The organism is Arthrobacter sp. SLBN-100 (assembly GCF_006715305.1).
Lineage (GTDB): Bacteria > Actinomycetota > Actinomycetes > Actinomycetales > Micrococcaceae > Arthrobacter.
Map to the genome: position 1 here is coordinate 4,144,154 of NZ_VFMY01000001.1, position 14,565 is coordinate 4,158,718.

The following is a 14,565-nucleotide window of genomic DNA, read 5'->3' on the forward strand; positions in this document are numbered from 1 at the left end:
CACTGTTCATTGATATCGCCTGATCACACTCGCCGCGTGCCTAGAAACCGCGTCACTTCCTCTATAAAATCTCCCGATTCCGTAATTTCGCATTCCCAGAGAGTAAATACGTCCCAGCCTAAGTTGTTCAGCTCTTCCTTTTGTCGTCGGTCGCGATCTTGATTTTTCTGGCGCTTCTCCGCCCAGAAGTCTCTATTCGTCTTGGGTAGGCGCGTACCAATAGGGCAAGCGTGACCATGCCAGAAGCAACCGTGAACGAATATCACTTTCTTCCGACTTGGAAAGACCAAGTCGGGCCGACCAGGGAGTCGACGGTCGTGGAGACGGTACCTATAGCCAGCTGCATGTAAGACCTGCCGGAGCTTTAGTTCGGGCTTCGTGTCTTTCGATCGGATCTTCGACATGTGAGCGCTGCGCTGCTCAGGAGTCATGAAGTCAGCCATGCGGGCGATTCTACTTCGACAGTTGTCCCTCAATCTGGTTGGGCCCCGACCGGCCTCCCGACCGTTAGGTCAACATGCCGCCGCTTAGCGCAACTGTCGACTTGGTGGGCCAGAAGTTTCAAGCTGCAGCCGGTGGGCTGCGGCAAAGCTGCCACTGCGAGCACGTCTTGCCTCCAACAGCCTTCGACCATTCCGGTCAGCCAAACACGCCGGGCATTGACCAGGACCTTCCGGCCCGCGTCGTAGCGACGATGTGGGGTGAGTTGATGAAACCCGGCCACGCAGAAATTTGCATTTCTTCAGACGGTTGACGCTTGGGGCTTTTATATGTATTCTCCAGTAAGAATCCTTTCAGGGTCCTGATCGCGGGGTTAACCCGGTTCATGCGTGTTCTGTTTGATCCAAAGTTAGTTGTGACTTTCGCTCATTGCAGACCATAGAGTACCTAACGCGAGTACCGACACTGTCAGCCATTCACCCCTTATAGCTTCCAGATGAAGCTCGGGGGCATAATGGGTGGACTCGCCTCTGGTGGGCTACCCGCATCTTCGTATCAAAGTGATGCGATTGGAGCCTTGGAGGCGAATTTTTTTGTCTAAAAACTATGACGCAGCTGTATCGCGTGCTCTGGAAGACCTTCGTGTCGATGACGAGGAGGCCACATACGTCACGCCGTATGGGCCAATAGTCGAGAACCTCAGAACACAAAACTCTCGTGCGAGAAGCGCGGCTGCAGAACTAGTAACGGAAGCTTTTGGGCTTCACACCTTTGATGCGCTTACGATAGCGCGATCAGCCGCCGATCTTACACAGCTTAAAGAAGCAATTCGGAACCCTCGCCAGCGCCGATATGGCAAGTACATCGTGCGCTATATAGAGTTTGACGTTGTGACGTGGAGGATTCTGCCGTCGATCGAAAACATCAGATTTGAAGGGGAACGAGCATGGTCCCCAGGGAAAGCCGCTAGGTATGGAGCTCTTTCGACTGGTGATCCTGTCCTGACTCTCGATTATGATGATGTTGAGGCACTTACAACGGCTCTCAAGAAGCAGACACGCGTGATCTGGGCAAAGAATTCTCACTCGAAGTCCATTCCCCTGCGAGGGATTGAAAATTCAGGTTTGCTTTCTGTTTCCCGCCTATCGCTCGGTGACAACCAGCTGATAGGCATACTCGACGCAACTGATGGGTTCAGCCGGACCGTTGGTGCGCACAAAGGTTCTGGCGTAGACATAGACGATGTCCTTTTTGCGCTCCAGGACGAGGCCATGGAAAACCGTCTTAGGTTGGATCTGATTGCTCTTCGGGACAATTTCACCGGTGACCTTAAGTCTCCGGAGGGTGAAAGGGCAGCCGCTCGTCTTCGCTCGAGCATAATGCCACGCGCCCAAGTGATTGTCGGGTACGGAACTGTCGACCCCGCCGAATCGAACCAGCTTCCGCCCTTCGATTCTGTCAGGCGATCCATTGTCGGTCATATCCACCTTGAACCTCCGTTGAAATTTGAAGACACCACAGAGTTTGCTCTGAAGGCCAGAATCGCATTGGCGGAGGTAGCAGCCAAAGGTATGTTGGCCGCCGTTGACGGTTTTTCCACCGACCAGCTGCTGCGGATCCTTCTCGCCGAATCGGAGCAAGGCTCCGAGTTCTCGCCGGACTTGAAAGGCGTTCAGGATATGTTTCCGGACGAGGTATTGGCGGTGGCCTATGAAAATCTGGACTCCTTTAAGAACCCGCCCCGTGGTCGGGTTGTAATTTCCTCCATTTATGCGCTGACGGGGAAGAAGCCATCGCGTCTTGACCGTGCCGCCTTGGCTGCCGACACTGCCTTGCGGGTCAACCGTATTGCAGCGGGAAGGCCTGAAGACGCGGGCTTCAAGGGTCGACGATCAACTATTCAACGTGTACTCGCTGCTGCTCCTCTTAAAGGGGCTCAACTTAGTCGCAAACCAATATGCGATTTGGTGGAAGCAGCAGTTGAAAAACTGGCACTCCAGCGCCGGGACATGTCGGAAACTAGTCGGACGATATCGCCGGAAGCAGCTGAACTCGGGGTCCTTGCTCTGTATTGTCTTGTAGAGGGCGCAAGCCAACCCTTGCTCGTTAGGTCTGGCGAGCGGGTCGACGGAGTCTATCGGGCCGAGCCACCTCAGATAATGGAGAAGCTGGTCACCACTACAAACGGGGTGAAGCAGTTAGGGCAAATTATCTTGGACGTGCGTGCTGGGCGTGAGCCCAGACTCCTCAACCCTGGGGAAGACGCAGAGGATAGGTATAGGCCCGATGCCAGCCCACTCAGCAAAGAGCACCTGTATGCGTATGTCGAACAGGCTAGTCGTAGTACTGCGGTACAGACAGATGACCCCGAGACCGCGCGGCAAGTCTACGAGAACAAGATCCGTGATTGCGTCAAAGAACTTGAGACTCTCGTCGCGGGAGTTCGACGAGTCAAGGATGATGGTGGTGACATCTTGGTCGAAAAAGTTGGGCTTTCGATCAGCGAGGAAATGGTCACGCTAAACCGTTCGTCAAGCCATTTGACATTCTGGAATGGAATAGCAGAGCGGCGAAACCCCCTCCTTTTTGATGACAGTGAAGACGATGACTTGGATGATGATTTAGGTCAGTCGGCGTAGGGGAACTGCGAGCGAACCATGTGAGGCAATGAGTCGCCAATTCAGGCTGCCTCGCTGCGTCGTCCTAGCTGGTGGGGCAGGAGCATCAGTCGTGCCCCACCAGCTTCACAGCCTGCTGGTTTAGTCCTACAGCGAGCGATTCTGGAATGGACTTTCCAGCAGGGAGGTGCCGACGAACTGCGACACTGGCATCGACGACGCCCTCGCCCTGGCCTACCTGCTCGCCTCGCCTCTTCCTTCCGTGGTGGGGATTGGGACGGTGAGCGGGAATGTGAGTGCCGCTGTTGGGGTCCGGAATACCCTCGACCTGCTTTCGTTGGCCGGGGCCGCTTCTGTGCCGGTGGCTGTTGGCGCCCATAACCCCCTTGTTGGGTCCTTTGGCGGCGGGTCGCCCTGGGTGCACGGGGAGAACGGTGTTGGCGAAGTTGTGTTGGCTCCTTCTGCTGCTTCTGGCCCTGCTCAGCCATGCACGACCCTCTGGCGGCGGCGCTCGCCGTTGGTGCCGTTAAGCCTGCGCTGGCACCCGTGGTGCGTGCCGTCGTCGACACCTCCTCCGGGCCCGGCCGCGGCCAAACTGTATGTGACATGCGCGGGCTGTATGCGGGGTACCCTCCGGTGTCCGGCGCGCGCTGCCGCGTGGTGCTCTCGCTGGAGGAGGACTTCGCCCCGCACCTGATGAAGACGCTGCTGGCCCCGTCCCCGGCGGTTGAGCCCGTGCCCGCACCTGTTGGATAAGTCCAAAACTGCCAGTTCCGCCGGGACCGCGCCAGGGCCATGATTGGAAGTACAGAGCGCTGCGATTTGGATCGGAGGCTGCCATGATCCAGGCCCTGCTGTGCAAGCTGAACATGCGGCACGAATGGCATCTTGAACATGCCGAGGACGGAAGCGTCTATAGACGCTGTCGCCGGTGTGGCAAGGACGACGACCAGCCCGGCGAAGGAAGAAGGGGCGACTTCAGCGCCTGGGTCGGGCCGACAGGCGGGTGACCTGACCAGACACAGAAAACGCGGGACGACAGCACCGGAGTGCTGTCGTCCCGCCGCTTCCGTTCCTGAGGGCCTCTAGTTTTGCGAGCCGATCACCGAGTATGCGATCACGGCGTCGAGATCAATTTTGCCGGGCCACGCTCACCCGCAGAGCGCAGAGGAAGCGCGGAACGCCGAATACCGGGGATCATCACGTCCCACCAGCTGTCCCAGGGCTTTCACACCCTCCGCGTCCGCGCACCCCATATCCGTGGACAACCATCGGACCAGGAGGTTGGCATCCCCGCTCGACCTCACCGCCGAGCCAACCGCCAGCTCCAGCTGGTCCCGCAGCAGCTGCACGGCCAGGACGCCGGAGCGGCTGAGCAGGGGAGCGGTGTACGCCTCGAGCACCTCGGCCACGCGGCCTTCACGCAGCAGCCGCAGCACCCGCCCCGAGTCAGAGCACCCGGCCAAGCCTGCTGCCAGCCGGTAGGGGTTCGACTCCACGGCGTCGCCCAGCATGGAGCGGACCCGGAACATCTCGGTCCGGATGGCCTGCGGCGTGCCCGCATCCCCGTGCAGCTCATAGGCCAGCTCGTCGGCGCTCCATCCCTGCGACCGGGAGTCCAGCAGCGCCAGGATCTCCGCCCGGCGCAGCGTCAGCGGCACCCTGCTCCCGTCCGCGAACACCGCGGCGGGCCGGTCGCCGAGCAGCTCCAACGAGGAGACCGCAACACCAAGCGGGCGGACACTCCGCCTGGACGCACCCACGGAAGAAGACGCACTCAAGGAGGCGCCGCCGTCGGACGTTCCCAGCAGCGACTCCGCCACCCGCACCGCGCACCGCACCATTCGTAGCGTGTCCGCGCTGATGGTGTCCAGCGGTCCCGAAACATCGAGCACGCCCAGCAGCTTGCCGGTGGCCGGGTCCGTGATGGGCGCCGCGGTGCAGGCCCACTCGTGGTGGGTGCGGACCAGGTGCTCGGCGGAGAACAGCTGCACCGGCCCACCGGTGACCAGCGCCTCGCTGATGGCGTTGGTGCCGATCCCGGCCTCGGACCAGTCCGCTCCCTCGGAGAACTCCAGCCGGTCGGCCCGCCGCAGCACCTCCCGGCTGCCCACCCGCCACAGAATCTCGCCGTTGGCGTCGGTGAGCACCAGAAGGTGCCGGCCGGAATTGGAATCGTCGGCCAGCAGGTCCTGCAGCGCCGGCATTACCCGCTGCAGCCGGTGCTCGCGCCGCAGCTGCAGCACATCGGACGGATCGTGCAGGTGCCGCGGGCTGTGCTGGTCCGGGCTGACGCCCAGCGCCATGGACCGGCGCCACGACTCCGCCAGACCGGTGGGGATCTCCGGGCGCGGAACACCGGAGATGACCAGCTCGTGCGCGCGGCGCAGGGCACGCGAGTACTTCGCCGGGTCCGAAAACCTCAGGCCGTAGTCCAAAACAGAGTCCTCCTCACCGCCGGCGTCCTTGCCGGCAGTGCCCGTGTAACGCCCTTGTTACCCCCACGGGGTTCCAATAGTGATGCAGCTCACGCCCGCCCCAGCATACCGCAGGGACCCCCGCGGGACGGAGCCGCCCGGACCACCTGAGGGACCGCACACAAAGGAGTGGAGATGATCGAAACACCCACCGCTGACGCGCAGGCCTGGCTCGCCAGGCTGGACAGCGCGCTGCAGCGGCGCGACGTGGACGCCGCGCTGGACCTCTTCGAGGACGACAGCTACTGGCGGGACTTCGTGGCGTTCACCTGGAACCTGAAAACGCTGGAAGGCAAGGCGGACATCCACGGGATGCTCCAGGCCACACTGGACCACGTGCAGCCCACAAACTGGGCGCTCGCGGAGGACGCCACCGGCAGCGCCGCCGCAGACGGAACTGTGGAAGCGTGGATCACGTTCGAGACCGGCGCCGCCCGCGGCTACGGCCACCTCCGGCTGCGGAACGGCAAATGCTGGACGCTGCTCACCACCATGCAGGAGCTGAAAGGCTTCGAGGAGAAGAAGGGCGTGCGCCGCGAGAAGAGCGTGGCGCACGAGATCATCAAGGGCCGGCGCTCCTGGCTGGAACAGAAGGAGGAGCGCGAGGCGCGGCTCGGCTACGAGGAGCAGCCCTACACGGTGATCATCGGCGGCGGGCAGGGCGGCATCGGCCTCGCGGCCCGGCTGCGGCGCCTGGGCGTCCCCACCCTCGTGATCGAGAAGAATGAGAAGCCGGGCGACTCCTGGCGGAACCGCTACAAGTCCCTGCACCTGCACGACCCCGTCTGGTACGACCACCTGCCCTACCTGAAGTTCCCGGACGACTGGCCCGTCTTCGCCGCCAAGGACAAGATCGGCGACTGGCTGGAGCACTACACCCGGATCATGGAGCTGAACTACTGGGGCGGCACCGAGTGCGTGGGAGCAGAGTACGACGACGGCACGCAGGAATGGGCGGTCAACGTGCTCCGCAACGGCGAACCGGTGACCCTCCGGCCCAAGCAGCTCGTCTTCGCTTTGGGCGTCTCCGGCTACCCCAACATCCCCGCGTTCGACGGCGCGCAGTCCTTCCTGGGGGAGCAGCGGCACTCCTCCCAGCACCCCGGCGGCGGGGACTGGACCGGGAAGAAGGCCGTGGTGATCGGCTCCAACAACTCCGCGCACGATATCTGCGCCGACCTCTGGGAGCACGGCGCCGACGTCACCATGGTGCAGCGCTCCTCCACCCACATCGCCCGCAGCGAGTCGCTGATGGACCTGGCGCTGGGGGACCTGTACTCGGAGAAGGCGCTGGCCAACGGCGTCACCACGGAGAAGGCCGACCTGCTCTTCGCGTCCCTGCCGTACCGGATCCTGCCTGAGGCGCAGGTGCCCGTGTACCAGGAGATGGCGAAGCGGGACGCCGAGTTTTACTCGCAGCTGGAGGCCGCCGGGTTCGAGCTGGACTTCGGCGTGGACGGGTCCGGATTGTTCCTGAAGTACCTGCGGCGCGGCTCCGGCTACTACATCGACGTCGGCGCGTCCCAGCTGATTATCGACGGCCGGGTGAAGCTGAAGTCCGGGCAGGTCGCCAAGATCACCGGCAACGCCGTGGTGATGGACGACGGCAGCGAGCTGGAGGCCGACCTGATTGTCTACGCCACCGGGTACGGGTCCATGAACGGGTGGCTTGCGGACCTGGTGTCTCCCGAAATCGCGGACCGCGTGGGCAAGTGCTGGGGCTACGGCTCAGACACGCCAAAAGACCCTGGCCCGTGGGAGGGGGAGCTGCGCAATATGTGGAAACCAACCAACGTCCCCAACCTCTGGATCCATGGCGGCAACCTGCACCAGAGCCGGCACTACTCCTCCTACCTGGCGCTGCAGCTCAAGGCCCGGATGGAGGGGCTGGAGACGCCGGTGTACGAACTGCAGCCCAGCCACTACACCCGCTGAGCCTGGTGGTTGAGCCTGTCGGAGCCCGCGAACCACGGTGGTTGAGCCTGCCGGAACCCGACGGGCTCAACCGCCGGCAGGCCGCCGTCGTCCCTTCCGACGCTCTCTCAGTTAATGCGCCTTTTCCTCAGACGCTCTCTCACTTTCCTGCCCCATTCCTTCAGCTGGCGCTTGGGGCAGGAAGGGCTGCAAGCCTGCGGCCGCCGCCTGACAGCATGAAGTAGCCCGCCGTCACCATGGCGAGCCCAAAGGGCATGGCCAGCAGGACTGCGGGGGTTTGCTCATTGGCGGCCAGTAAGGCGACAGCGCTGACCACGAAGAAGATCCCGAGCCAACGCGGAAAAATGCCCGAACGGAGAATAAGGAGTCCGATCATCAGGAAGCCTGCGATGACGCCCAGCAGTCCGGGAATGACGAAGAAGGGCATCCCGGGGAAGTCGCCGGCGAAGAATCCGCTTTGGATGATCTCGCCGGCAAACAGCAGGATGAAGCCGGCCGCGGCTGTGATCAGGCCGGCGTTCGCGAGCTTCCGGTGTTGGCCGGACCGCCTTGCAAGCAGCGTCATTCCGGCGATACCTACCAGTGTGAGGAGGGAAGCGGCAGAGCCAGCCACAGGCACGATACCGATGGCTGAACGCAGCGCCGCCGTCGGGCAGTCCATGCCGATACAGCCAATGGGCTGCAGGTTATGCAGGAAGGAAGCGAAGGCACCAAGCGCTCCGCCGAGCATGGCTGCCGCGCCGGCCCACTTGGGGAACTGCCCTGTCCAGAACGCGTGGTCGAAACTTTCCTGGGCCATCACGGACTCCTAACTCTCGGGAGACCGCCGGTAAGTCCTCTCATGCTGGACCTGGCCCGCGTGGCGGTCAAGAGTTGGCTTGTATGACCGGAGTCCTAGCGTCCGGTGGTCAAAAGTCCCTACCGGACGTACGGGTCCGGTGCGAGGATGCTCGCGTGCGGCCGGGTGGAGCGTGGAGACCCGGGACTTGGCAAAACATCACGTACACAGAAAGGAAGAATCCATCATGAAGGCAGCACGTTTCCACGCCCGCAAGGACATCCGCATCGATGACATCCCGGAGCCGGAACTCCGTGCCGGGGCGGTGAAGATAGACGTCGCGTGGTGCGGCATCTGCGGCACGGACCTGCACGAGTACCTGGAAGGGCCCATCTTCTGCCCCGCACCGGGCCATCCGCACCCGCTCTCGCACGAGGAATCCCCGGTGACCCTGGGGCACGAATTCTCCGGGACTGTGTCTGAAGTGGGCGAAGGGGTGGCAGGCCTGGCGAAGGGGGACAACGTCGTCGTCGAACCCTATTTTGTGGACGGCGACTGCGACATGTGCCAGGCGGGCAGCTACCACCTGTGCCGGCAGATGGGCTTCATCGGGCTGTCCGGCGGCGGGGGAGGGCTGAGCGAGAAGATCGTGGTGGACGCGCGGTGGGTGCATCCCATCGGGGACATTCCGCTGGATGAGGCGGCGCTGATCGAGCCGCTGTCCGTGGCGCACCACGCGGTGGCGCGCAGCGGCGTGAAGGCGGGCGACACGGCGCTGGTGGGCGGGTCCGGACCGATCGGGCTGCTCACCGCCGCGGTCCTCAAGGGGATGGGGGTGACCACGATCATCAGCGAGCTCACCCAGGCGCGGAAGGAGAAGGCCACCTCGAGCGGTGTGGCGGACCATGTGCTGGACCCGAGCAAGGAGGATGTCCCTGCGCGGGTGCGGGAACTCACCGGCGGGACGGGGGCCGACGTTGCGTTCGAATGCGCCGGCGTGAATGCGGTGCTGGACACCATGCTCGACGCCGTCCGGCCCGGCGCCGTGGTGGTTAACGTGTCCATCTGGGGCGCCCCGGCCACCGTGGACATGCAGAAGCTGGTGCTCAAGGAGATCGACCTGCGCGGCACCATCGCCTACGTCCGCGACCACCCCGCCGTGATCAAAATGGTGCAGGAGGGCAAGGTGGACCTGAAGCCGTTCATCACCGGCCGGATCGCGCTGGAGGACCTGGTGGAGCAGGGCTTCGACACCCTCATCAACCACAAGGACACGGCGGTGAAGGTGCTGGTGCACCCGTAGGGGATGGAGGCCAGCCGCAGGTCATGGAAGCGGGGGTTCAGTCGCTGCAATCTGCAGAAGTATATTCATTTTTGCCGGCTTTATCTGAAGCTAATAAAGCTCCCTAAAGCTTGTAAGAGTTGAGCATAAGACTTTGCGTCCCCCGCCAGTTCTGGGGCTTTTCAAGTTCCCAAAAATCAGTTCGCTGGACGAGGCAGACGCAAGAAAGGCGCTCGCCGAGCCAGCTCATCTTGAGGGCGTAAAGTTCAACGATGATGCGCTGGACCGGGCTTTCGAGCTGACCGAAGGCTACCCATATTTCGTGCAAGAGCTTGGGTACCAGGTGTGGGCAGTGGCCGAGGGCGAGGTCATCACGCTTGAGGACGTAGACGATGCAAAAGACGCTTACGAGGCGAAGCTCGACTCGTCCTTCTTCCGGGTCCGTTTGGACAGGGCCACACAGTTACAGATTGCATGCATGCGCGCCATGGCACAGCTTGGTCCGGAGTCACAAAAAGCCGCGGATGTGGCCGCTGTCATGGGGCGCGAGTCCACGCAGTTGGCTCCTACCAGGTCCGAGCTCATCAACATGGGGCTGCTTTACACGCCCTCCCATGGCTACGCGGGATTCACAGTGCCTCACTTTGACCGCTTCATGCTCCGAGCGGTACCCGAATTAGACGTACCTCCTGTCCAGAAGAGGCGCTCACGGGGTAAGACGTATGAGGCAACGGGTGGCCGGCAACAAAAGCAGACCACTCGCCGTCGTCATGGGGTCAGTGTGCAGCTCAACGTCCCGGCAGGTGCTGGAACTCACTGGCGGTACCGGGGCGGAGCCCAACGGCGGGAGGCAAGTTCCGCCGTCGTCCTTCCCTTCCTTCGTGCTGGAGCGCCGTTGTAGTGTCATGGCGTGATCGTCCCCGATATTCCCCAGAACGCCGTGGCGGTTGCGGATCACTATGACGAGCTCGATCCGATTTATCGTCGGGTGTGGGGCGAGCATGTCCATCACGGGCTCTGGGCGACGGGCCGCGAGACACCCGCCGAGGCCGTCGAGGCGCTGGTGGACATGGTGGGCGATCGGCTGGGCCTGATGCCCGGCGAGGCGTGCGTCGACGTTGGCTGCGGCTACGGCTCCACCGCAAGGCGGCTCGCGGTGACGTGCAGCGTCAGCGTCACCGGCTTCACGCTTTCCGCCGAGCAGGCCCACTACGCCGCCGCGCATCCCGTACCCGACGTGGACATCCATGTCCGCGACTGGCTCGCCAACGGGCTGCCCGATGCCTCGGCCAATGCGGCATGGGCGATCGAGTCCAGCGAGCACATGGTCGATAAGCCCAGGTTCTTCGTCGAGGCGCATCGCGTGCTGTCGCCCGGCGGCCGATTCGTCGTCTGTGCGTGGCTCGCCGAGACCGATGCCAGCGGTTGGAAGGTTCGCCACCTGCTCGAGCCGATCTGCCGCGAAGGGCGCCTGCCCTCGATGGGCACGCGCGAGGAGTATGAGGCGATGGCCATGGCGGCGGGCTTTGCGATCACCGGCTATGAGGATGTCAGCCGCCGCGTCGCCCGCACCTGGCCGATCTGCGCCGGCCGGCTCGTGAAGGCCTTGCTCGTCGATCCCGAGACGCGTCGCCTCGCCCTTGGTGGACGCAATCGCATCTCCGTTCTCAGCATTCCCCGCCTGATCCTGGCCTACCGCACCGGTGCGATGCGCTACGGGATATTCACGCTGTCGAAGGCCGGGGAGAACGGGGAGCTACGCGAGTCCGGCAAACCAGCGCAGCAGAAGCCGGCCTGATCGCAGGCACCGCTCAAACGCCTTAGGCTTGCCGGAGCAACGGTCCGGCCGCAAGGCACATCCGGCGGCGGCGCACTGCCCTCAGGGGAGCGGCTGCCGTTCGCCCACGCTGAGGGAGGACGACGGCGGCAGGTAGTCACGCCGTCGTCGTTCCATCCGGCGCTGCTGGCCCGGTGACGGGACCCTGGCCCGCTTGGCACGGTTGCACCCGGCGCAGGCCGCCACGAAGTTCTGCAGACTGGTGGACCCGCCCTTGGACCATGGATAAAAGTGGTCGCCGTGTTCGGCGGGGCGGCCGCAGCGCCGGCCGAATCCGGCTTCCAACTCGCACCGGCCGCCGGCCCGGGCCATCCCTTCGCGGCGCTGCTGGCGGGTGAAACGGCGCAACGGGTCCCTGCGCCGGACGTCCAGGCTGGTGACGACGGCGGCGGCAATGCCCAGCACGGCGGCGGCCACGCCGGGGAGCGCAACCGCGGCGAAGACGCCCTCGACCATCCCGCGCAGAACCTCCGCGGCGGAGGATGGCCGCACTCCGGCACCCGGTGTTGCGTTAGCGATGAGCGCCGACATCAGCGCAACGGCGAGCCACACCATCACCGTCGAGTACGCGAGGCGAAGGCCCTGTCGTGTCCAATAGATGCGGCTGAGTTCCGGCATTGATTCCCCCCCAAATTTCCGTTCGCCGGAAGGCCGTCGCCCCGGATCCCTAGGGAATCGTATAGGCCGGACGCCGGCCGGTGTCCCAGGTTTAGCTCAGTTTTTGCTGAGCTTCCGCGTCCCACGGGTGGCCGGATGTGGCGCACGCGGCTCCGGACATGAGGATCAGCCCGTGCGACAATGGCGCCATGACCTACGAGCAGCATTCCTCCGCCGCGCCGGAACTGGACCGCACCTCCCACCCCGCATTCGAAGCCGCCCATCGGGCCGCCCAAAAGAGCCTGGCCGAAGGCGGCGTCCCCATCGGCGCAGCGCTCGCCCGGGACGGCGTGGTCATTGCCAGCGGGCATAACGAACGGGTCCAGAACGCCGATCCGATCGCGCATGGGGAAATGTCCGCGCTCCGCGCCGCCGGCCGGCAGAAGAGTTACCGGGACACCACGCTCTACACCACCCTGGCCCCGTGCGCGATGTGCGCCGGAACCATCATCCAGTTCAAAATCCCCCGCGTGGTGGTGGGGGAAGCACATACGTTCGACGGCGAGTTGGAGCTTCTGCGGTCACGTGGGGTAGAGGTCCTGGTCCTGGATGATCAGCGCTGCGTGGACATGATGCGCACGTTCCAGTCTGACAACCCGGAGCTGTGGGCGGAGGACATCGCCGAGTAGGCCCGAATGATTTCCGGGCCTGCAACCAGCTGCGCCTTCACTGCATAACGATCGGTGGGGGAGCCTTCTACTTGGATTGCTTGTCCACGGATAGACCTTCTTTGAGCCATAGTGTGTCGTCCTGGACCCGGTCCAGTTCATCCGACGCAAAGTAGGCGTGACCCGTCAACAGGCCGGACCTGTCCACTTTCACATAACCGATCCGCAGCAACCTCTCCGCGGTATGGTGGGGCAATTTTGAGGTGGCAGCAAAAGCGTCAATCCCGGTGTTAACGAGGCCCCCTGTTTCCGGGTCGGTCTGCCCTTCCGCGGTAACGGCCTCCGGGTCACCCATTTTCAGGTCCTCGACCTTGCCGACCTTTTTCCCATTGGACGCTACGACGTGCATTCCTTCACGCACCTGTTCGATGACCGCCATGGCTTCTCCTTCATGCCGCAACCACTGAGGTTCACAGTGTAGGACTGCGGGGCCGCCAGTAATAGAGGGGGAACTGGGTTGGTACAGGGGCCTATCGTTGCTCCCGGCTGACCTCAGCCTGAACCCCCGCGTCCCGGAACCTCTGCACCTGCTCGGGGTCGGCGCCGTAGTCCGTCACGAGGGCCCACGGCAGGGCCAGACGCGCCCAGGCGTGGAAGGGCCGCAGCCCGAGTTTCGACGAATCCGCCAGCACATACACGTCGCGGCCCCGGCGGGCGATGAGTTCCTTGAGGCGCGTCTGGGCGTGGTCCTCGGTGGTGACGGCGTCGAGCGGGATGCTCTCCCCGGGCACGATCACTGACGCCCGCCGCCCAACGGGCGACGTGCTTCTGCTCAAACGCCTCGCCGGTGCGCGCCCAGCTCAAGCATCGAAGGCAAGCTCAAGCAGCGAGGGCAGCGGCCAGTGCCGAGGCTAATTGGCTCAAGACTTTTGAGTCGGGATCACCAGGCGCTGAGACCGATGTGACGGCCAGAACGCCAGCCGATCAGTCCGCGCGGAACATCGCCCTCGCGGTACGGCCGATAACGCTGGTCATGGTCGCGTCCACCGCGCCGCCGACCACTCCACCGACAAGAGGTATACCTTTGGCCAAGACAACGAGCCCACGCTTCGTGCCGTACTTGGCCAGCAGCATGAAACCGACCTTCTTGTTGATCTCACGAATCAGCGCGATCGGGACCTTCTTGATCGCCTCCATGGCCACCTTCTGGCCAACCTTGATGCCGATTGTCTTCGCAATTTGCTGTGCATTGGAGCCCACCGCGATGAGTGTGACCACCGTCCGGACGTGCGGATCCTTGGGATCGTACCCGCGCAAATAGGCGATGGCCGCGGCAAGACGTGCATTGATGACAAGTGCGCCAGCCATGTTCGCGGGAACGGTTAGTGGCATGGCGATGAACCCACCGAGCCCGGTCACGAAACCGTTAACGCTGGCCGCTTCGACCGACTCGAGGATCAGCCTTGAGATCGCCTTCTCGATATCGTCACCCTCGTCCGGCCTGGCTTTCCGTGTCTGGTCACCGTTGGGCTCGTACCGGCTTCCTTGGACTCGGGCCAAACGATCCTCCGCCCAGGCAATCGATCCTGTCAGCGGACCGACACCGGTGTCCACTACTGTGGCCACCAACTTCTGGAGCTGGTGGGCCGCCTTCTCAGCGGTCGTCGTCGGCGTCTCGTCGGGTTCGGGCACGGTAGCTGTTGGCGTCTCGTCGGCCTCGGGCGCGGTAGCAGACGGGGTCTCGTCGGGATCGAGGACGGTTGCAGTCTCCGTCTCCTCGGGCTCGATCGCGGTCGTGTTGGTCATCGTGGTTCCTCTCTAAGCTTTTGCGTGAGTGTACCGAGGGTGGGAAGAAGCGTGCGACAGGACAGCTCGGTGGCTCGGCGTGTCCGCGCCGAAGGACCTCCCGAGCGCGACGTCCAAAATGCCAGT

The 14,565-nt window shown here is 63.5% G+C and carries 12 protein-coding genes and 2 pseudogenes; 7 read left to right on the forward strand and 7 right to left on the reverse strand.

The features are described from left to right. Window positions 1-23: 23 nt before the first annotated feature. Entirely contained in the window at window positions 24-443 is a 420-nt protein-coding gene (locus FBY31_RS19125) for a very short patch repair endonuclease (RefSeq protein ID WP_142044178.1), read from the reverse strand. 591 nt (window positions 444-1,034) lie between these two features. On the opposite strand from FBY31_RS19125, the gene FBY31_RS19130 reads away from it, so the two are divergent. Both FBY31_RS19130 and FBY31_RS19135 read left to right on the forward strand, forming a co-directional pair. Beyond that, entirely contained in the window at window positions 1,035-3,080 is a 2,046-nt protein-coding gene (locus tag FBY31_RS19130) for a hypothetical protein (RefSeq protein WP_142044180.1), read from the forward strand. A gap of 166 nt (window positions 3,081-3,246) precedes the next feature. Continuing rightward, window positions 3,247-3,815: pseudogene (locus FBY31_RS19135) on the forward strand (nucleoside hydrolase). 395 nt (window positions 3,816-4,210) lie between these two features. On the opposite strand, the gene FBY31_RS19140 reads toward FBY31_RS19135, so the two are convergent. Further along, complete coding sequence (locus tag FBY31_RS19140) at window positions 4,211-5,497, reverse strand: GAF domain-containing protein (RefSeq protein ID WP_142044182.1); 1,287 nt, start codon at window positions 5,495-5,497, stop codon at window positions 4,211-4,213. Window positions 5,498-5,671: 174 nt separating this feature from the next. Between FBY31_RS19140 and FBY31_RS19145 the strand changes: the two genes are divergently transcribed. After that, the gene (locus FBY31_RS19145) at window positions 5,672-7,471 is read left to right on the forward strand and encodes an NAD(P)/FAD-dependent oxidoreductase (protein ID WP_142044184.1); all 1,800 of its coding nucleotides are present in this window, start codon (window positions 5,672-5,674) and stop codon (window positions 7,469-7,471) included. 160 nt (window positions 7,472-7,631) lie between these two features. Here the strand turns inward: FBY31_RS19145 and FBY31_RS19150 are convergent, their stop codons facing one another. Next, complete coding sequence (locus tag FBY31_RS19150; protein WP_142044186.1) at window positions 7,632-8,270, reverse strand: hypothetical protein; 639 nt, start codon at window positions 8,268-8,270, stop codon at window positions 7,632-7,634. A 226-nt stretch (window positions 8,271-8,496) separates the two neighbouring features. Here FBY31_RS19150 and FBY31_RS19155 point away from each other — a divergent pair, with 226 nt between their 5' ends. From FBY31_RS19155 to FBY31_RS19165, 3 genes are all read left to right on the forward strand, one after another. Next, window positions 8,497-9,552: a 2,3-butanediol dehydrogenase gene (locus tag FBY31_RS19155; protein ID WP_142044188.1), complete on the forward strand. Its 1,056-nt coding sequence runs from the start codon at window positions 8,497-8,499 to the stop codon at window positions 9,550-9,552. A gap of 301 nt (window positions 9,553-9,853) precedes the next feature. Continuing rightward, on the forward strand, window positions 9,854-10,432 hold the full coding sequence (locus tag FBY31_RS19160; RefSeq protein WP_200833411.1) for a hypothetical protein: 579 nt from the start codon (window positions 9,854-9,856) through the stop codon (window positions 10,430-10,432). A gap of 9 nt (window positions 10,433-10,441) precedes the next feature. Next, complete coding sequence (locus FBY31_RS19165; protein WP_142044190.1) at window positions 10,442-11,329, forward strand: class I SAM-dependent methyltransferase; 888 nt, start codon at window positions 10,442-10,444, stop codon at window positions 11,327-11,329. A gap of 81 nt (window positions 11,330-11,410) precedes the next feature. Here FBY31_RS19165 and FBY31_RS19170 read toward each other — a convergent pair whose 3' ends face one another. Beyond that, window positions 11,411-11,986: an HNH endonuclease gene (locus tag FBY31_RS19170; RefSeq protein WP_142044192.1), complete on the reverse strand. Its 576-nt coding sequence runs from the start codon at window positions 11,984-11,986 to the stop codon at window positions 11,411-11,413. 188 nt (window positions 11,987-12,174) lie between these two features. Here FBY31_RS19170 and FBY31_RS19175 point away from each other — a divergent pair, with 188 nt between their 5' ends. Further along, on the forward strand, window positions 12,175-12,654 hold the full coding sequence (locus tag FBY31_RS19175) for a nucleoside deaminase (RefSeq protein WP_142044194.1): 480 nt from the start codon (window positions 12,175-12,177) through the stop codon (window positions 12,652-12,654). A gap of 67 nt (window positions 12,655-12,721) precedes the next feature. On the opposite strand, the gene FBY31_RS19180 is transcribed toward FBY31_RS19175, so the two are convergent. The 3 genes and pseudogenes from FBY31_RS19180 to FBY31_RS19190 all read right to left on the reverse strand — a co-directional run bounded on the left by FBY31_RS19180 (window position 12,722) and on the right by FBY31_RS19190 (window position 14,439). Beyond that, complete coding sequence (locus FBY31_RS19180; protein ID WP_142044196.1) at window positions 12,722-13,072, reverse strand: hypothetical protein; 351 nt, start codon at window positions 13,070-13,072, stop codon at window positions 12,722-12,724. A gap of 91 nt (window positions 13,073-13,163) precedes the next feature. After that, window positions 13,164-13,400: pseudogene (locus FBY31_RS19185) on the reverse strand (DeoR/GlpR family DNA-binding transcription regulator); the annotation flags it as partial. Between the two features lie 217 nt (window positions 13,401-13,617). Next, window positions 13,618-14,439, reverse strand: a complete 822-nt coding sequence (locus FBY31_RS19190) for an EcsC family protein (RefSeq protein WP_142044198.1) — start codon at window positions 14,437-14,439, stop codon at window positions 13,618-13,620. Window positions 14,440-14,565 lie beyond the last annotated feature (126 nt).

Bases quoted from the DNA above. Each gene is read 5' to 3' on its own strand.
- FBY31_RS19125 (WP_142044178.1), bottom strand. From the start codon at position 443: ATGGCTGACTTCATGACTCCTGAGCAGCGCAGCGCTCACATGTCGAAG.
- FBY31_RS19145 (WP_142044184.1), top strand. From the start codon at position 5,672: ATGATCGAAACACCCACCGCTGACGCGCAGGCCTGGCTCGCCAGGCTG.
- FBY31_RS19150 (WP_142044186.1), bottom strand. From the start codon at position 8,270: ATGGCCCAGGAAAGTTTCGACCACGCGTTCTGGACAGGGCAGTTCCCC.
- FBY31_RS19155 (WP_142044188.1), top strand. From the start codon at position 8,497: ATGAAGGCAGCACGTTTCCACGCCCGCAAGGACATCCGCATCGATGAC.
- FBY31_RS19170 (WP_142044192.1), bottom strand. From the start codon at position 11,986: ATGCCGGAACTCAGCCGCATCTATTGGACACGACAGGGCCTTCGCCTC.
- FBY31_RS19175 (WP_142044194.1), top strand. From the start codon at position 12,175: ATGACCTACGAGCAGCATTCCTCCGCCGCGCCGGAACTGGACCGCACC.
- FBY31_RS19180 (WP_142044196.1), bottom strand. From the start codon at position 13,072: ATGGCGGTCATCGAACAGGTGCGTGAAGGAATGCACGTCGTAGCGTCC.
- FBY31_RS19190 (WP_142044198.1), bottom strand. From the start codon at position 14,439: ATGACCAACACGACCGCGATCGAGCCCGAGGAGACGGAGACTGCAACC.